Genomic DNA, 17,332 nt, shown 5'->3' on the forward strand with positions numbered 1-17,332 from the left:
GCGAAGAACGCCCGAATCCCGCCACAGTGTGCTTGCCGTAGCCCGCGCACGAGAGGCTCAACGAGGATGGCACGTGGGGGAGCAGGTCCCGTGAACGGCATGCCGACCGGTGTGCGGCCGCTGACCGTCGGGGACCCGGTCATCATCGGCCGCTATCTGCTGCTCGGCCGCCTCGGGGTGGGTGGGATGGGCATCGTCTATCTGGCCGAACACCCGCAGGGCGGGGTGGTGGCGCTCAAGACGCCGCACCCGATGCATCTCAACGATGCCACGCTCCGCGCCCGTTTCGCGGAAGAAGTGCGATTCTCCCGGAGAGTGGTGCCTTTCTGTACCGCCGCGGTGATCGAGGACGGCACCGACAAGGACCGCCCCTACCTGGTGTCGGAGTACGTCCCGGGCCCCGCGCTGTCCCAGGTGGTCTCCGCGCACGGCCCCCTCACCCCCGACCTGGCGTACGGCGTCGCCCTGGGGGTGGCCGCCGCGCTGGTGGCGGTGCACGAGGCGGGGCTGGTCCACCGCGACCTCAAACCCGGCAACGTGCTGCTGTCGGACACCGGCCCCCGGGTGATCGACTTCGGTATCGCCAGGGACGTCGACGTGCTCGCCGCGCACACGCAGGCCGGGCAGGTCATGGGCAGCCCCGGCTGGGTCGCCCCCGAGCGGCTCACCGGCGGGCTCGCGCTGCCCGCCTCCGACGTCTTCGCCTGGGGCTGCCTGATCGCCTACGCGGCCGCGGGCCATCACCCCTTCGGGGCGGGGGAGGCGGACGTGCTGACCCGGCGCATCCTGGTCGAGCCGCCGAGGGTGGCCTCGGTGCCCGCGCTGCTGCGCCCGGCGGTCGAGGCGTCCCTGGCCAAGAACCCCGCCGAGCGGCCCAGGGCCGCCGACCTGCTCGGCGCGCTGCTCGCCGCGGGCGGCGTGGGCGACCCGTGGGACCTGCGCGAGGCGGTCGCCGGGGTGCTGGCGGAGATCTGGACGCCGGTGCCCTGCACCCCGGGAGCCGGGAGGGGTCGGCTCGCGGCCGTGTCCTCGCCGCCGTACTCGTCCTCCCTGTCAGTGTCGTCCCCGTCGTCCCTGTCGTCCTCGTCGCTGCACGACGAGCCCTCGGTCCCGGTGAGGATCCCCGGTAAGGGGGCCCGCAGGGCCGGGCCGCGCAAGGGGGCGCACCTGTCGCAGGCCGGCTTCGCGGCGCTGGCCACGGTCTCCATGGCGGCGGTCACCGTGGCCGCCGCGACCGGTGGTGGCGGGTCCGGCCCGCTGGGCGGTCCCGGCGTTCCCGAGCCGGTGCCGCTGGTCCTGCCCGCCGAGGGCATGCCCACCGCCTCCGTCTTCCGCGACGGCACCCGCCCGCCCACCGGCAGGCCGCGGGTGGCGACGCCGACCACCCCCTCCACCGTCCAGGTCACCACCACCAGGACCGTCTCGCTGCCCACCACGGGTGTCGACGGCGGTGACGGCCGGGAGGATCCGTTGCCGGAGCGCCCTCAGGGGCCCCGTGGCTCGGGCGACTCGCCCGACGACGGCGACGACCCGCGAGACTGCGCGGACGCCACCGCCAAGGGCAAGGGGCGGGCCAGGGACTGCCCGACGGCCTCGAGCGACCCCAAGCCCTCCTTCACCCAGATCCCGCAGACCGGCGACGGGGAGAGCCCGTCCCCGACGCCCACCGCTCCCGCCCCCTCGGGGACGACCATCACCCCGCACCCCACCCCGGGGCCCTCCATGCAAATGGGGTGAGTCATCCTTTTAGGACGATTTACAGGGAGATATCGGTGCATCGGTTAAAGTGAGCGCCGCGAATCGAGGCGGAGGGGGATACCGATGGGCGGGCCTGTGTCCGGTGCGGTGGAGCTGAGCGGCGTCGGGGTCCGGGTGGTCGGCCGTACCCTGCTGGACGGCATCGGCTGGCGGGTCGGATACGGGGAGCACTGGGTGGTGCTCGGCCCCAACGGGGCCGGGAAGACCACGCTGCTCTCGCTGGCCGCCGCCGTACGCCATCCCACCGAGGGGGCCGTCACCGTGCTCGGCCAGCGGCTGGGCCGGGTCGACCTGCGGGAGCTGCGCCGCCACATCGGCCTCGTCGCGGCGAGCCAGCGGCTCGTCGACGAGGAGCTGCTGGAGGAGGAGGGCGCCACCGCGCACACCGTCGTCCTGACCGGCCACACCGGGACCAGCGCCCCGCTCTGGGACCGCTACGGCCCCGCCGAGCACGAGCGCGCCCACCAGCTGCTGGCCGACATGGGCTGCAAGGACCTCTCGGACCGGCTCTTTCGCGTCTGCTCGCAGGGGGAGCGGGCCCGCGTCCGCGTCGCCAGGGCGCTGATGTCCGATCCGGTGATCCTGCTGCTGGACGAGCCGTTCGCCGGTCTCGACCTGCCCGCCCGCGAGGACCTGATCACCGCGGTGGAGGACCTGGCGGCGACCCGCCCGGCGCTGACCACGGTCACCGTCACCCACCACCTGGAGGAGGTCCCGGCCACCACGACCCACGCCCTGCTGATGCGCGACGCCCGCGTCCAGGCGGGCGGGCCGGTGGCGGAGATCCTGACCGCGGAGAACCTGTCGGAGTGCTTCGGGCGTCCGCTGCGCGTCGACCACCTCGACGGCCGCTGGTCCGCCCGCGCGGTACGCGGCTGAGAGCTCCGCGCCGGGGAGGGGTGATCTGCGGGAAAAGCGGTGTTATGCGGGTGATCTTCCCGGTACGGTGTCACGCATGGCGACCAAGTTGAACCAGATCCTCGCCGTGGAGAAGGGCGTCAAGTCCGACACCCAGCGCAAGGTGACCGACGCTTACCACACGATCCAGAAGAACGCCCTGCTGTCGGGCCTCTCGCGGACCTACCAGCCCATCGACGACGAGGGCGAGCGGCTGCCCCCGGAGTCGACCCGGGTGCAGGTGCAGGGCGAGGACCTGCTCAAGCAGGTGGGCGCCGCGCTCACCCGGCTGTTCGACGTCACCGCCACCAAGGACTGGGCCAACTGCACCGCGCGGGCCGACGTGAAGGTCGACGGCTCCACCCTCCTGGAGGACGTGCCCGTCACCTATCTGCTGTTCCTGGAGAAGCAGCTGGTCGACCTGCACACCTTCATCGCCAAGCTGCCCGTCCTGGACGCCGCCGAGGCCTGGACGCTGGACCAGTCGACCGACTGCTGGCGGACCGAGCCGGTCAAGACGACCCGTACCAAGAAGGTGCCCCGCAACCACGTCAAGGCGGAGGCCACCGACAAGCACCCGGCCCAGGTCGAGGTCTACCACGAGGACATCGTCGTCGGCTTCTGGACCAAGGTCACCTTCTCCGGGGCCGTGCCGCAGAAGCGGGTCAACGAGCTCCTGGAGCGGGTCGGCAGGCTTCAGAACGCGGTGAAGTTCGCCCGGGAGGAGGCGAACGGCACCGAGATCACCTACCAGCGCGTCGGTGAGAAGGTGCTGGGCTACCTGCTCGGGTAAGATCACAGGACTCCCCGTCGGAGCACGGGGATGCGCGAAAGCGCGAAAGCTGAAACTGAACCGTCAGACTGACACGCGGCCACAGTGGGGGTTCGAGTCCCTCCCCCGGCACCACCTGCCGGGGTAGCCCAACCGGCAGAGGCAGCCGCTCACGCTCAGACTCTCGCTCCAGGCTCAGCATTCGCCGCCGGGCGCCGGATCGAACGGATACGGGCGACGATGGTCGAGTGCGGGTTCGAATCCCGCTGGGTGCTCCACATGCGCCTATAACTTAACGGCAGAGTGCGACCTCATCATGAGTGACCCGGATCCTTAAACGTGCCGGTGCCGCGATATGGCGGCACTCCAGGCCCTCGGGGAATGGATACTTCCCCGGGGGCCGTCGCCTTCCCCGCCCGAGGGGGTGGGGGAGGGGCCGTCAGTCCTTCTTGCGCTGGCGGATCAGGCCCATGAACCCCGGGCTGGGCTTGAACCTCGCGGTCCAGGTCTCCGCGATCTCCAGCGGCTCCCCGGTCTGCGGGTTGCGCCCGCTCCGCGCGGGCCTGTGCACCATCTCGAAGGACCCGAACCCGGGAATCGCCACCTTGTCCTCGGCCGCCACGGCCGTCTGGATCGTCCCCAGGATCGCGTCGAGAGCCGCGGCCGTCTGCCTCCGGGTGAGCCCGGCCTCGGCGGCGGCCTTCTCGATCAGCTCGCGCTTGTTCATGGGAACAGTTAACGCCATCACCACCCGGTGAATCGAGCCCCGTTCGCCACTCATGGCGGCCGCGCGCCGACCGGGTCCTTGTACGGCCGGCCGTCGTGCGCCGCAGTCCGGAGGCTCCTGCGGTGACCGGGTTGTCGTACGGCCGTTCTGCGCCGGCGTCCGGAGGTCTCCGCGGTGACCGGGTCCCCACACGGGCTTTCACGGTGACCTGGTCCTCGCGAGGGCTTTCACGGTGACCGGGCCCCGGCGCGGCTCGGGTGGCCTTCGCCTGCCGTGTGGGTGCCCGCCGTTTCGGGCGGCGGGCACCCGTCCTCGTTCAGCGTTCGGGCTGGGCGGCCAGCCGTTCCGCCTCTGTGTGCAGTGCCTCGACGAGGATGAGCTCCAGAAGGAGATCTTCGTCAACGAGGCCGATCAGAACATCCATCGAGCCTCCCTGACTACTTGACGCCCCAGCGGACCCAGAAGTTGACACGCGTACCGAACAAGACTCGGGCGTGATCCAACATTGATCGTTCGTATACGCCGGGGTCCGCTAGGCCGGGACCAGCTGCGCCAGATCGACGTGCTCTCCGACCTCACGGATGTTCATGCAGTACGCCACCAGGACCCTCCGCCCGTCGATCCGGCGGGTGACCAGCAGGCAGGGGCCGTCGTGGATCACGATCGCCTCAACCTCGATGCCCTGGGGGCTTCGCCAGATACCCATGAGCTCGAGGCTACGGAGAACCGGGTAAGCGCGGGGTAACCAAACGGGCATATCGTGATACGCGGAGTGGAAGCTGTGGATCTATATGTATGTCTCTCGATGATTAACCTGGCGGCTTTGGGTAGCAGGACGCTGGAATTACCGTCATCAGGGAGAAAACACCATGGCTTTGCCCAAGCTCACCCCCGAACAGCGTCAGGCCGCCCTGGTCAAGGCCGCCGAGACCCGTACAGCTCGCGCCAAGCTTCTCGCCGAGGTCAAGAACGGCGCGCTCAGCCTGGAGCAACTGCTTGGCCGTGAGGACGACATCGCCAAGCGCATCAAGGTGTCGCAGGCCCTTCGAGCCCTGCCCGGAGTGGGGACCGTCAAGGCCGCGCAGCTGATGGCCCAGGCCGACGTGGACGAGGCGCGCCGGCTGGGAGGCCTCGGTACCCAGCAGCGCCGCAAGCTCATCGAGGCCGTCGGCCGCTGAGGTGCCGCCCGCCGTCCACCGCCCGCGTTCCCGGAAAGGAGACTCCCGGAAAGGAGACTCCCGGGAACGCGGGCCGTGGGGCACGGGAAGGCCCGCCGTGGCCGGCGCGCGGAGCGCGAGGGGCGGGCAGGCCGGGAAACGGGGAGGCCCCGCCGCACGGCCTCGGGGGGAATCCGTGCGGCGGGGCCCGTCGGCCTGGTCGTCGAGCTCGTCCGGGGAACCGTCCCACGCCCTGGAAGTCGTCCTGACGAGCCCGGTCCGGAGAGTCAGTGAGCCTCTGCGAACTGCTGCTCCTCCGTCGACCCCTTCAGGGCCGTGGTGGAGGAGTCCGGCGCGATGGCCGTGCTGACCAGGTCGAAGTATCCGGTGCCGACCTCGCGCTGGTGGCGGGTGGCGGTGTAGCCGCGCGCCTCGGAGGCGAACTCGGCCTCCTGGAGCTCGACGTAGGAGGTCATGCCGTCCTCGGCGTAGCCGCGGGCGAGGTCGAACATCGAGTGGTTCAGTGAGTGGAAGCCCGCCAGCGTGATGAACTGGAACTTGTAGCCCATGTGGCCGAGCTCGCGCTGGAACTTGGCGATGGTGGAGTCGTCCAGGTGCTTCTTCCAGTTGAACGAGGGCGAGCAGTTGTAGGACAGCATCTGGTCGGGGTACTCGGCCTTGATGGCCTCGGCGAACTCGCGGGCCACGTCCAGGTCCGGGGTGGAGGTCTCCATCCACAGCAGGTCGGAGTGGGGCGCGTAGGCCAGGCCGCGGGCGATGCAGGCGTCCACGCCGTTGCGGACCCGGTAGAAGCCCTCCGCCGTACGGTCGCCGGTGGTGAACGCCTGGTCGCGGGGGTCGACGTCGGTGGTCAGCAGGGTCGCGGCCTGAGCGTCGGTCCGCGCGATGACCAGGGTCGGCACGCCCAGCACGTCCGCCGCGAGGCGGGCGGCGCTGAGGGTCTTGATGTGCTGGCCGGTGGGGACGAGCACCTTGCCGCCCAGGTGGCCGCACTTCTTCTCCGAGGCGAGCTGGTCCTCCCAGTGCACCCCGGCGGCGCCCGCGGCGATCATGCCCTTCATCAGCTCGAAGGCGTTCAGCACGCCGCCGAAGCCGGCCTCGGCGTCGGCCACGATCGGCGCCAGCCAGTGCGGCGCGTCCCCGTCGCCCTCCGACCAGGTGATCTGGTCGGCGCGCAGCAGCGCGTTGTTGATGCGCCGCACGACGGCCGGGACCGAGTTGGCCGGGTAGAGGCTCTGGTCGGGGTAGGTCTGGCCGCCGAGGTTGGCGTCGGCGGCGACCTGCCAGCCGGACAGGTAGATGGCCTTGAGCCCGGCCTTGACCTGCTGCACGGCCTGGTTGCCGGTGAGCGCGCCCAGGGCGTGCACGTATTCCTCGGTGTTCAGCAGGTCCCACAGCCGCTGGGCGCCGAGCCGGGCGAGGGTGTGCTCCTCCTGGACGGAACCCCTGAGTCGAACCACGTCCTCGGCCGTGTAGGTCCGCTCGGTCCCCTTCCAGCGAGGGTCGGTCTCCCACTCGCGCCGCAGCTCGTCTGCGGCTCCCTTGAGGCGATCATTCATGGTGTGGCTCCTTTTCGTCCCCTGGGTGGCCTACTCCGAGTGTGTGCCGCGACGAAACGGTCAAACAAGGTCGACTCGGACGAAAGAATGGAGATTATTCTCCTGGGATCAATACTCGTCGGTATTTGGATGGGAAGAAGTTAATAGTTTTCTCTATGGACTAGACCAATTCTTGTGCCGGGATCAGGTTCCGGATGCCGTCGCCCGGGGTGCGCGCCCGTTCCGGCGCGGCGGGGAGATCACCGCCGCGCCGGAACGGGCGCGCCGGGGATCGCCCCGCGTGGGTTCCGTGGGCGGCGACGTCCCCGAGGGGCGGGTGGGACGACATCCGCCCCGGGGACCCGGCCGGAGATGAAATTTCCTCGGAAATTTCGTTTAGCATCGGGTCATGGCATCTTTGGTGGGTGAAGAACCGCTTTCCTTGACGCAGGAGCTTGATCTCATCGCGTTCGGCCAGCGGCTGAGACACCTGCGCAAGCAGCGCGGCCTCACCCTCTCCGACCTGGGCGAACGCGTGAACCGCGCGCCCAGCCAGCTCTCCTTGCTGGAGAACGGCAAGCGCGAGCCGAAGCTGTCGCTGCTGAAGTCCCTCGCCGCCGCGCTCAACGTGCCGATCGAGGAGCTGCTGCGCAGGCAGGCCCCCAACCGGCGGGCCCAGCTGGAGATGGCCCTGGAGGAGGCCCAGCGCGACCCCCTGTACGCCGGGCTCGGCCTGGCCAGGCTGAAACTCTCCGCCCGCGTCCCCAACGACGTGCTCGAACACATCCTCGGCCTCTACGGCGAGCTGCGCTCACGCCAGGCCAGGGGGACCGCCACCCCCGAGGAGGCCCGCGCCGCCAACGCCGAGCTCCGCCGCAAGCAGCGTGAGCAGGGCAACTACTTCGCGGAGATCGAGCAGGCCGCCGCCGAGGCGCTCGCCGCGGTCGGCTACCGCTCGGGCGCGCTGTCGCAGAGCACGGTCCAGGCGCTGGTCAGCCACTTCGGCTACACCGTCCAGACGGTCCAGGACCTGCCGCGCACCGTGCGCTCCATCTCCGACCTGCGCAACCGGCGCATCTACGTCAAGCACGAGCAGGTCGGCATGCACACCCCGCGCACGATCCTGCTGCAGACCCTCGGCCACCTCTCCCTCGGCCACCACAGGCCCCGCGACTTCGCCGACTTCCTGCGCCAGCGCACCGAGGCCAACTACTTCGCCGCCGCCGTCCTGGTGCCCGAGGCCGCCGCCGTGCCGTACCTGCGGGAGGCCAAGAAGGACCGCGCGCTGAGCGTGGAGGACCTGCGCGACGTGTTCGCCGTCTCCTACGAGATGGCCGCGCACCGCTTCACCAACCTGGCCACCAATTTCCTGGACCTGGTCTGCCACTTCGTCCGCAACAACGCCGACGGGATCATCTACAAGGCCTACGAGAACGACGGCATCGTCTTCCCCGCCGACGAGCAGGGCGCGATCGAGGGCCAGCGCATGTGCCTGCAGTGGTCGGGGCGCCAGGTCTTCCTGTCACCCGACCGCTTCTCCGTCCACTACCAGTACTCCGACTCGCCCACCGGCACCTACTTCTGCCTCGCCCACGTCGACATCTCGCGCGAGCGCGACTTCGCCATCACCCTGGGCGTCCCCTACCGGGAGTCGCGCTGGTTCCGCGGCCGGGAGGTCACCACCCGCACCAAGTCCGGCTGCCCCACCGGCGACTGCTGCCGCCGCCCGCCCGCCGAGCTGACCCAGCGCTGGGAGGGGTACGCCTGGCCCTCTGCCCGCGGCAACTCCCACATCCTGGCCGCGCTGCCGCCCGGGTCCTTCCCCGGGGTGGACGAGGCCGACGTCTACACCTTCCTGGAGCGCCACGCCGCGGGCTGAACGCGCGGGGCCCGGCGTCACCTCGCAGGCGGGGCTCACCCCGCGGGCGGGGCCGTCCGGCGCAGCGTCAGGGACGGGTGGCCGTGGAACTGGTAGGCGCCGGCGCCGTCGGGGTCCTGCCCGCGCATGGACCGCAACACCTCGGCCGGCGGCTCGCCGGCGAAGCAGCGCCGGTAGAACTCCGGCACCGGCCCGCCACCGGCGGGCCACAGCGGGGCGACGACCGCGCTCGCGCCCGCGAGCAGGAACGCCTGGGCGTTCCCCGGCTCCTCCAGGAAGACGAACGGGGACCCGGGCAGCTCGTGGCCCAGCGCCTCGGAGGCGGATCCGCCGTCGGTGAAGTGGACGACCTCGGGGCCCTGGCCGAGCACGCCCAGGACGTCGCCGAGGGCGGGGGAGACCTGCGTGGCGCCGTGGTCCGTCACCAGCGGATGCGCCCGCGCCTCGCCGGACACCACCACGACGCGGTCGGCGCGCGCGCTGGGGGGAGGGGGCAACTCCGGACGCCGCCCGCCGAGGGGCCAGCGGCCGGTCACCGTCTGGCAGTTCAGGTAACCGGGGAGTGAGGGGTCGTAGGGCTGCTCCAGCACGGCCAGCTCCCAGGGCACGTGCGGCTCCTGGGAGAGGAACAGCACGCTCGGGCGGCGCGGCGCCACCCGGCCGGCCACCGCGTTCAGCAGCTCCCAGAACCCCCACGGCACACGCGAGCCGACCTCCCGTCCCAGCTCCTCCGAGAGACGGCCCCGCCCGGTCAGCCGCCCGCCGAACTCCGAGGCCCGCGTGCCGAGGTCGCACAGCTCGGCGCGGTCGGGGGTGACGAAGTGCGGCGACTGGTAGGTCCACCACAGCCGTCCCGGCCTGTCGCCGTGAACGATGATCGCCGTGACGTCCGCGGGCTCGCCCATCAGGGCCGGGCGGATGCGGGTCCCCGAGACCGGCTCCAGCGCCTCGTGCCCGCTCAGACTGCCGGGCGAGCCGTGGACCGTGATCGCGCGCAGGCCGAACCCGATCACCTGGCCGCGTACCGCGTAGGTCGCCTGGATCTGCCGGGAGACCTCCGGCTCCTCCTGGGGGAGGGCGACCAGGTTGACCGCGGCGCGCGGGTACGGTCCCGTCTCGTCGGCGCGCAGCCGCACCCGCCACCCGCCGGGCGCGTCGAAGCCCTCGGCGACGATCTGGATGTCCAGGTCGAGCGGCTCGCGCGGGGTCGCGGTGCCGTCCTGCCCCTGGCCGGGGGCGACGCCGATCGCGACCTCGGCGCCCCAGCCCGCGACCGCCTCGGCGGGGGACTCGATCAGCGGGATCCCCCTCCACTCCGGCCCCGGCGCGGCGGCGGGCGTCTCCTTGCGCCGCCTGCGGAAGGCGCCGGTGAGCCGGTCGAGGACCGAGGGGCCCCGGGCCCCGGTGGGAGCCGGTGCCGGTACCCCGGCCGGTGCCGCCGGCATCGGCGCCTGGGGTGCCGGCGGTGGTGCCCCCTGCGGTGCCTGTGACGCCTGCGGTGTTCCCGGTGTTCCGAGCGTTCCGGGTGTTCCGGGTGTTCCGGGTGTTCCCGGGGTTCCGGGGGAGAGGACCTGGGGTGCCGACGGTCCCTGGGACGGCGGCGGCTGGGGGAACGGCGACGGGAACGGCGGAGACACAGGAGACACAGGAGACGCGGAGGATACGGGGGCCGCCGGGTCCGCGAGGTCCGCGGCCTGGTCGGGACGCAGCCAGTCGGCGCTCATGGCACCGGTGGCGGGCATGTCGTCGTACCCGTTGTCGTGCTCGCCCTCGTGCGGGTCCTCGCCCCGGTCCCGCGACGCCCGCCCGGGGCCCGATGCCGGAGGTTCCCGCTCTTCCGCGCCGGAGAGCATCCACTCCGGGGTGTAGGAGGCGGTCCGCGGGGCGTCGGCCGGGTCCCAGCCGGAGGGGTCGGTGCCGTTCGGCGGCGCCGCGCCCCAGGAGGGCGGCATGGGACCCGCGCCGCCCGGCGACGGAGGGCTGAGGCTGCTCCCGCCGCCCCCATGCGGGCCGGACTCGGCGCCCGCTTTCTGGGAGAGCAGGGGAAGCACCTGCTCGGCGGTGATGCCCCGGTCCAGGCTGAGCAGCGTGGTGAGCCGGTCCCAGGCGGGGCCGTACTCGGCGATGAGCATGATGACCGCGTCGGCCAGCTGCTCGGGAGGCCGGCTGCCCGCCTCGGCGAGCAGCGGATCCAGCCGGTCGCGAAGCTCGCCGGAGGCGCCGCCCATCAAGCTGTCGAGCTCGTCGCGGACGCCGCGCGCCGCCCGCATCACGGCTACCGGGTTCATGCCGTCCCCCCTCTTTCCGGCCTCTTTCCGGACTGAACTGATCTTCCCACCTGCGCGGTGGGGACGGGAGCCGGTAGGTGTGCGGAATCGGCGCCACATAGGGTGATACCCCTAACCACCGAGGTGATGGAGAGGACGGGCCGTGCTGCCTGAGGTCGAGGCGTGGCTACGCGGGCGCACCTCATCCTCGGCCGACTGGGCGCTGCCGGAGCTGCTGGCGGCCAAGGGGAGGACGACGATCAGCGTCGTGCTGCCCGCCCGCGACGAGGAGGAGACGGTCGGGGAGATCGTCGCCGCGATCCGCCGCGATCTCATGGAGGCCGCGCCGCTCGTCGACGAACTCGTGGTCATCGACTCCCGCTCCGTCGACGACACCGCCGCACGCGCCGCGCGGGCCGGGGCGACGGTGATCGCCCAGGACGAGGTCCTGCCCGACCTCAAGCCGCTGGACGGCAAGGGCGAGGCGCTCTGGAAGTCCCTCGCCGCGACCTCCGGCGACCTGCTGGTCTTCGTCGACGCCGACCTGCGCGAGTTCCGTACGTCCTTCGTGACCGGGCTGCTCGGCCCGCTGCTCGCCGACCCGTCGGTGGTCTACGTCAAGGGCTGCTACGACCGGCCCCTGCGGAACGTGCAGAGCGGCGGCGGCCGGGTCACCGAGCTGGTCGCGCGCCCCCTGCTCAACCTGCACTGGCCACGGCTGGCCGGGTTCGTGCAACCCCTCGCGGGGGAGTACGCCGGGCGCAGGTCCGTGCTGGAGAGCGTCCCGTTCGTCACCGGCTACGGGGTGGAGCTCGCCCTGCTGATCGACCTGCTCGAGCTCGCCGGGCTCGACGCCCTGGCCCAGGTCGACCTGGGCCGCCGGGTGCACTCCCACCAGTCGACGGAGGCGCTCGGCGGGATGGCCGCCCAGATCCTGCAGACCTCGTGGTCGCGCCTGGAGCGCCAGAACATGATGGTCTCCCTGCACCGGCCCTCCCCCCGACTGGCCCAGTTCCGCCGGGGCGCGGACGGCCACCAGGTGAGCGTCCGGGACGTCGCCGTCGCCGAACGCCCCCCGATGGTCACGATCCCGGCCTACGGCGCCGACCGCCCCGCCCGCTGACCACGGTTCCGGTTCGTCCCCCCCGGCCGAGCGCGCCCCACGCGCGGCGGGCGGGCGGTCACGAGGCCAGCAGTGACGCGTAGCGCTCCAGGTCGACGTTGCCCCCGCTGACGATCACACCGACCCGCTTCCCGCCCAGTTCGGCGGCGAGGTTGCGGACGGCGGCGAGGCCGAGGCAGCCGGTGGGCTCGACGACGATCTTCATGGTGGATCCGAAGATCCTCATGGCGTCGACGAGCTCGGCGTCGGTGGCGGTGACGACGGCGTCGACCTCGCGGCGGATGATCTCGAAGGGGTAGGCGCCCAGATGCTGGGTCTGCGCGCCGTCGGCGATGGTCCTCGGCGTGTCGATGTGGACGATGGAGCCCTCGCGCAGCGACCGCCGCCCGTCGTCGCCCGCTTCCGGCTCGACCCCGTACAGCGCGCAGTCGGGCGACAGCGCCCGGGCCGACAGCGCCGTACCGGAGAGCAGGCCGCCCCCGCCCAGGGGCACGAAGAGCGCGTCGAGGTCGCCGACCTCGTCGAACAGCTCCTTGGCCGCGGTGCCCTGACCGGCGATCACGTGGGGGTGGTCGTACGGCGGGATCAGCGTGAGGCCCTGGTCGGCGGCGAGCGCGCGGCCGATCTCCTCCCGGTGACCGGTGTAGCGGTCGTAGCGGACGACCTTCCCGCCGTAGCCCTCGGTGGCGGCCACCTTCGAGGCCGGCGCGTCGTGCGGCATGATGATCGTGGCCGGGATGTCGAGCAGCCGGGCGGCGAGGGCGATCGCCTGGGCGTGGTTGCCCGAGGAGTAGGTGACCACGCCGGAGCGCCGCTGCTCGGGGGTGAACCGCGACAGCGCGTTGAACGCGCCACGGAACTTGAAGGCGCCCATCCGCTGGAAGTTCTCGCACTTGAACACCACGTCGGCGCCGACGCTCTCGTTGACCCGGCGTGAGCGCAGCACGGGGGTGCGGTGGGCCTGCGGCGCGATGTGGGCGGCGGCGCTCAGGACGTCGTCGTAGGTCGGTGGCGTCGGTGACGGGGACATCGGCTGCCTCTCCTCGGTCGGCACGGCTACGGACTCGAAGCCTGGCATCCCCGCCGAACGGCCGGTGTACCGGGGGAGGTTCCCGCGCCGCGCGAGGCGGCCCCGGCGGGTGACCGCCCGCGCTGTCGTGAGACGGCGGCGGCCTGGAGTGGTGTCGTGGAATCGGCTCGGACACGGTGGGCCCTCCGGTCTAGCATCGAGTCGTCCGCGGCGCGACAGGCAGGCGGACTCACTGTCCGGACAGTTCCGGACAGTGACAGCGAAGCGGTGCGATTCTCTGTGTAGGTGGTGTTGTTGTGGCAGTCGGTACGATCCTTCGTTTCGACGAGGTACGCGGGTACGGTTTCATCGCCGCTGTCGGCGGGGGCGAGGATGTGTTCTTCCACGCCAACGACTTCGGTGAGAGCCGGCACGCCGTCCAGCCCGGTCTGCGGGTGGAGTACGAGGTCATGGAGGGCGAGCGCGGCCTGAAGGTCTCGACCGTCAGTCTTCTGGACCCGCCGCCGACCCGGCGGCCGGTCGTGGTGGCGGCGCCCTCGGTCGTCGGCACCACCGCGCAGCAGCTCGGTGACGACGACGGTGTGTGTGACGTCCTGTCGGCGAAGTCCTTCAGCGGTGCGGTGACCGAGCTGCTCATCGAGCACGCGCCCACGCTGACGGGCGCGCAGATCGGGCAGGTCAGGCAGCGTTTCCTGGCGTTCGCCCGGTCCCACGGCTGGGTCGACGACTGAGACGGGCCGGCGTCTCCCCGGCCGATGTCCCCCTGCTGTTCCCCCGCGGGTCGATGTCTCCCCGGTACGCCGACGTCCACCGGGCAGGCTGACCCATCGGGCAGGTTGACGTCTCCCCGGTGGGGTGACGTCTCCCCGGTACGCCGGGGCGCGCGGTGGGCGTGATCCGGAGCGGTGCGGCTCGCGCGTCCCGGGGGGCGCGCGAGCCGCGGTGGGTCCGGTGGCCGGGGGTCAGCCGCCGAAGGAGAACCAGTTGAGGTTGACGAAGTCGGCGGGCTGCCCGCTGCTGAAGGTGATGTAGACCGTCTGGGTCCCGGTCACCCCGCTGATGTTGGCCGGGACAGTGCGCCAGCTCTGCCAGCCCCCGGTGTTGCCGACGGCGAAGTCGCCGATCGGGGTGGCCGTCGGGCTGCCGAGACGCACCTGGACCAGCCCGCTGACCCCTCCGGCCGCCCCGGACGCGACGCGGGCGTTGAACTGGGTGGCCGCCGTGCTGCCGAAGTTCACGCCGTCGAAGCGCAGCCAGTCACCGTTGCCGATCTGCGCGACGTTCTGCCCGCCGCCGCTGTCGGTGGTGGTCTCCAGCGACGTGCCCGACTGCGCCTGGTAGCGCTCGGCCTGGATGGTCGAGCGGGCGTCCACCCCGCCGGGGGGAGGAGTGACCGTCGGGCTGGGGGTGGAGCCGGAGCCGCTCTGCCAGACGGCGACGTAGTCGACGAGCATCGGGCGTCCCGAGACCGTGGCGGAGGTCGGGGTCGACCCGGCCAGGGCGTTGGGGAACGCCCCGCCCATGGCCACGTTGAGCAGCAGGAAGTAGCCCTGGTGGCCGGTCATGGCGTTCCAGGTCCCGGAGTCGAACTGCGACTGGCTGACGCTGTGGAACTGCTGCCCGTCGACGTACCAGCGCAACTGGTTCGGTGTGACGGCGCGGTCCCACTCGAAGCGGTAGGTGTGGAACGCCGACTGGCAGGAGGAGCCGGGGCAGGCTCTGCTGGCGCCGAGGCCGGTGGTCTCGTTGCAGGGCCCGCCGGGGTTCACGCCGCAGTGGAGCACGCCCCAGACGGAGTTGAGGCCGTTGACGTTCTCCATGATGTCGAACTCGCCGATGCCGGGCCAGTTCCAGTAGTTGCCGCGGTACGGGGCTCCCAGCGCCCAGAAGGCGGGCCAGTAGCCCAGGGCCGCGCTGCCGGTGACATTGGGCATCTGGAGGCGGCTCTCGATGCGCAGGACGCGCCCCGCGGCGGGCTTGAAGTCCGCGCGGCGGGTCTCGACGCGGGCCGACGTCCACTCGCTCCCGCTCTTTATCGGGGTGATGCGCAGGTTGCCGCCGCCGTCGAGGCTGAGGTTGGCGGGGCTGTCGGTGTAGCGCTGGACCTCACCGGTGCCCCAGTTGGCGGGGCCGCCCGGGTAGGCGTGGCCGGTGTCGACGATCCAGTTGGCGGACGAGGGGAGCGATCCGGCGCCGCCGTTGAAGTCGTCGCTCCAGACCAGGGACCAGCCGGAGGGGGTCGACGGTACGGAGGCGTGGGCGGCGATCGCGATCAGCGTCGGCACCAGGGCGGCGGCGATGACCGAGATCCATCCGAGAGAGCGCTTTCTTCGCGGGGGGTTGCTCATTCGGAACCTCTCACAGGGCGAACGAGAAGGAACGGCCGAACGTCGCTGCAGCGTAAAGACCGATTGATCTCACTGTTACGCGAAGGTTAAGTTTGGTCAACACTCTCGTCGGAAAAAGCCTGAGAGCGCTCTCAACCTCCGGCCGCGAGGTCCGCGGGGAGCCGCCGCGCGTCGCGGAACGGGAGCGGGACGGACGCGGGGCGGATGTGGGGCGGACCCGGAGCGGGCCCGGGGCGGATGGGGGGCGGGTCCCGGAGCGGGCCTGGTACGGGCGTGGTTCACAATCTCTGGCGCTCTTTCGTTGGATGAGCACCGTAGTTCTGTTCATATGGGACAAAAGCGGCTACTCTCGACGGGAATTGACCATGAGCGGTCGAAATCGCCCGCGGTTCCCTTGGCCTGCGGGCCTTCGGTGGAGAGCAGAGGTGGCGATGGCGCGCTGGTTGGGCCAGTTGCTCGTACTGGCCGTTGTCGCCGGCGTCGCGCTGACCGCCCTCGCGACACCCGCGTCCGCGCACGGCCAGCTCGCGATGTCGACGCCGGCCAAGGACAGCACGGTGAAAGAGCCGATGGAGTCGCTCGCGCTCTACTTCACCGAGAAGCCCGCCCCGAACGCGTACTTCACCGTCACCACCCCCAGCGGCGCGCGCGTCGACGAGCCGTGGTCGCACGGGCAGCCCAAGCGCCTCGACGAGCCGGTCACGGAGTACAACCTCGTGGACGGCAACTGGCAGCCGAACCTCTACCACACCGGGTTCCCGGCGATCGTCCCGGTCGCGTACTGGCCGGAGCAGGGCCTGTACGTCGCCCGCTACGTGTCGGTCGCCTCGGACGGCGAGAAGGTCACCGGAGAGGTCAAGTTCACCTACAAGGGCAAGATGTCGCAACCGCCCAAGGGGTGGAAGGCTCCCACGAACGAGCCCGACCCCGCGCTGCTCAACCCGGCGGAACCCGGCACCACCGCGCCGTCGGCCGGGCCGGTCGCGCCCGTCACCTCCCAGGCCACCCCGCAGACCACGCCCCAGGCCGCGGCCTCGAACGCGCCGCAGGCCACCTCGGGCTTCGACCTGTCGGTGTGGCTGCTGCCCGCGCTCCTCGTCGTCGGAGCGGGGTTCATGGTGGTCCGGGCGGCACGGCGGCCGTCGCCCCGTGGCGCGGAGGTCCGGCGGCGCTCCACCGGGCCGCCAGGGAGAAAGCCCCCGGGCAGGCCCGCGGCGGCCACGTCGGGCAAGGCGCGGAGCGGCAAAGCGGTCAAGACCGCCAAGCGACGCTGACCCGCCCGCCCCCGCCCCCGCTCCCGCCTTCGCCTCCGGTCCGCCGGTGCCCCGCTGTCCCGTCCCCGTACCGATTCGCCGTCCTCGCCACCGTGCCGGCTCGCCGCCTCTCGCGCCGGCCTGACACCCACCCCCAGGAGAACAGTCATGACGCCCCCCCTTGCCCGCCGCCGCCCGCTGTCCGCCGCGCTCATGCTCGGCGTGACCATGCTGATGGCCCTGTTGACGGCCACGGCCTGCGGCTCGCCCAGCGCGGCCCCCGGCGCCTCGACGGTCAAGGAGATCACGGTGACCATCGCCGGGCGGCAGGTGACGCCCCCGCCCGGGCGGATCGACGTGACCAAGGGCCAGACGGTACGGATCACGATGACCGGTGACGCGGCCGACGAGGCGCACGTCCACGGCTACGACAAGGCGGCGGACCTGAAGCCGGGCACCCCCGCGACGATCGAGTTCGTCGCCGACCAGGACGGCCTGTTCGAGGTCGAGACCCACCACTCGAAGCTGCAGCTCTTCCAGCTCGTGGTGCGCTAGGCCCGCG

General features: G+C 71.8%; 15 protein-coding genes and 1 tRNA gene. 10 read left to right on the forward strand and 6 right to left on the reverse strand.

Annotated elements, in window-relative coordinates:
* Positions 1 to 99: 99 nt before the first annotated feature.
* From ACFFRH_RS13895 to ACFFRH_RS13910, 4 genes are all read left to right on the forward strand, one after another.
* Positions 100 to 1,737 (forward strand): serine/threonine-protein kinase, encoded by a 1,638-nt coding sequence (locus ACFFRH_RS13895; protein ID WP_386156816.1) that lies wholly within the window; start codon positions 100 to 102, stop codon positions 1,735 to 1,737.
* Positions 1,738 to 1,821: 84 nt separating this feature from the next.
* On the forward strand, positions 1,822 to 2,637 hold the full coding sequence (locus tag ACFFRH_RS13900) for an ABC transporter ATP-binding protein (RefSeq protein ID WP_386156739.1): 816 nt from the start codon (positions 1,822 to 1,824) through the stop codon (positions 2,635 to 2,637).
* A 76-nt stretch (positions 2,638 to 2,713) separates the two neighbouring features.
* Positions 2,714 to 3,448, forward strand: coding sequence for a DUF7873 family protein (locus ACFFRH_RS13905; protein ID WP_386156741.1), 735 nt, complete (start codon positions 2,714 to 2,716; stop codon positions 3,446 to 3,448).
* A 123-nt stretch (positions 3,449 to 3,571) separates the two neighbouring features.
* Positions 3,572 to 3,705 (forward strand) — tRNA-OTHER (locus ACFFRH_RS13910).
* Between the two features lie 161 nt (positions 3,706 to 3,866).
* Here the strand turns inward: ACFFRH_RS13910 and ACFFRH_RS13915 are convergent.
* Both ACFFRH_RS13915 and ACFFRH_RS13920 read right to left on the reverse strand, forming a co-directional pair.
* The gene (locus ACFFRH_RS13915; protein WP_344750228.1) at positions 3,867 to 4,154 is read right to left on the reverse strand and encodes an HU family DNA-binding protein; all 288 of its coding nucleotides are present in this window, start codon (positions 4,152 to 4,154) and stop codon (positions 3,867 to 3,869) included.
* Positions 4,155 to 4,686: 532 nt separating this feature from the next.
* A complete protein-coding gene (locus ACFFRH_RS13920) occupies positions 4,687 to 4,860 on the reverse strand; it encodes a hypothetical protein (protein WP_344750229.1) in 174 nt (57 codons plus the stop codon).
* Positions 4,861 to 5,023: 163 nt separating this feature from the next.
* Here ACFFRH_RS13920 and mihF point away from each other — a divergent pair, with 163 nt between their 5' ends.
* A complete protein-coding gene (gene mihF, locus ACFFRH_RS13925; RefSeq protein ID WP_344750230.1) occupies positions 5,024 to 5,332 on the forward strand; it encodes an integration host factor, actinobacterial type in 309 nt (102 codons plus the stop codon).
* Between the two features lie 266 nt (positions 5,333 to 5,598).
* Here the strand turns inward: mihF and aceA are convergent, their stop codons facing one another.
* Positions 5,599 to 6,891: an isocitrate lyase gene (aceA, locus tag ACFFRH_RS13930; protein ID WP_344750231.1), complete on the reverse strand. Its 1,293-nt coding sequence runs from the start codon at positions 6,889 to 6,891 to the stop codon at positions 5,599 to 5,601.
* A 421-nt stretch (positions 6,892 to 7,312) separates the two neighbouring features.
* Here aceA and ACFFRH_RS13935 point away from each other — a divergent pair, with 421 nt between their 5' ends.
* Positions 7,313 to 8,749, forward strand: a complete 1,437-nt coding sequence (locus ACFFRH_RS13935; protein ID WP_344750232.1) for a helix-turn-helix domain-containing protein — start codon at positions 7,313 to 7,315, stop codon at positions 8,747 to 8,749.
* A gap of 35 nt (positions 8,750 to 8,784) precedes the next feature.
* On the opposite strand, the gene ACFFRH_RS13940 is transcribed toward ACFFRH_RS13935, so the two are convergent.
* A complete protein-coding gene (locus ACFFRH_RS13940; protein WP_344750233.1) occupies positions 8,785 to 11,037 on the reverse strand; it encodes a hypothetical protein in 2,253 nt (750 codons plus the stop codon).
* A gap of 142 nt (positions 11,038 to 11,179) precedes the next feature.
* On the opposite strand from ACFFRH_RS13940, the gene ACFFRH_RS13945 reads away from it, so the two are divergent.
* Positions 11,180 to 12,139, forward strand: a complete 960-nt coding sequence (locus tag ACFFRH_RS13945) for a glucosyl-3-phosphoglycerate synthase (protein ID WP_344750234.1) — start codon at positions 11,180 to 11,182, stop codon at positions 12,137 to 12,139.
* 58 nt (positions 12,140 to 12,197) lie between these two features.
* Here ACFFRH_RS13945 and ACFFRH_RS13950 read toward each other — a convergent pair whose 3' ends face one another.
* Positions 12,198 to 13,169, reverse strand: coding sequence for a threo-3-hydroxy-L-aspartate ammonia-lyase (locus tag ACFFRH_RS13950; RefSeq protein WP_344750235.1), 972 nt, complete (start codon positions 13,167 to 13,169; stop codon positions 12,198 to 12,200).
* A 296-nt stretch (positions 13,170 to 13,465) separates the two neighbouring features.
* Here ACFFRH_RS13950 and ACFFRH_RS13955 point away from each other — a divergent pair, with 296 nt between their 5' ends.
* Positions 13,466 to 13,900 carry a cold-shock protein gene (locus ACFFRH_RS13955; RefSeq protein WP_344750236.1) on the forward strand — a complete coding sequence of 145 codons (435 nt, stop codon included), beginning with the start codon at positions 13,466 to 13,468 and terminating at the stop codon, positions 13,898 to 13,900.
* Positions 13,901 to 14,131: 231 nt separating this feature from the next.
* On the opposite strand, the gene ACFFRH_RS13960 is transcribed toward ACFFRH_RS13955, so the two are convergent.
* Complete coding sequence (locus ACFFRH_RS13960) at positions 14,132 to 15,517, reverse strand: glycoside hydrolase family 16 protein (protein ID WP_344750237.1); 1,386 nt, start codon at positions 15,515 to 15,517, stop codon at positions 14,132 to 14,134.
* Between the two features lie 431 nt (positions 15,518 to 15,948).
* Here ACFFRH_RS13960 and ACFFRH_RS13965 point away from each other — a divergent pair, with 431 nt between their 5' ends.
* Positions 15,949 to 16,791, forward strand: a complete 843-nt coding sequence (locus ACFFRH_RS13965) for a copper resistance CopC family protein (protein ID WP_386156751.1) — start codon at positions 15,949 to 15,951, stop codon at positions 16,789 to 16,791.
* A 147-nt stretch (positions 16,792 to 16,938) separates the two neighbouring features.
* Positions 16,939 to 17,325 carry a cupredoxin domain-containing protein gene (locus ACFFRH_RS13970; RefSeq protein ID WP_386156753.1) on the forward strand — a complete coding sequence of 129 codons (387 nt, stop codon included), beginning with the start codon at positions 16,939 to 16,941 and terminating at the stop codon, positions 17,323 to 17,325.
* Positions 17,326 to 17,332: the final 7 nt, after the last annotated feature.

The sequence above is a fragment of the Streptosporangium vulgare genome (genome assembly GCF_042428775.1).
GTDB classification, from domain to species: Bacteria; Actinomycetota; Actinomycetes; order Streptosporangiales; family Streptosporangiaceae; genus Streptosporangium; species Streptosporangium vulgare.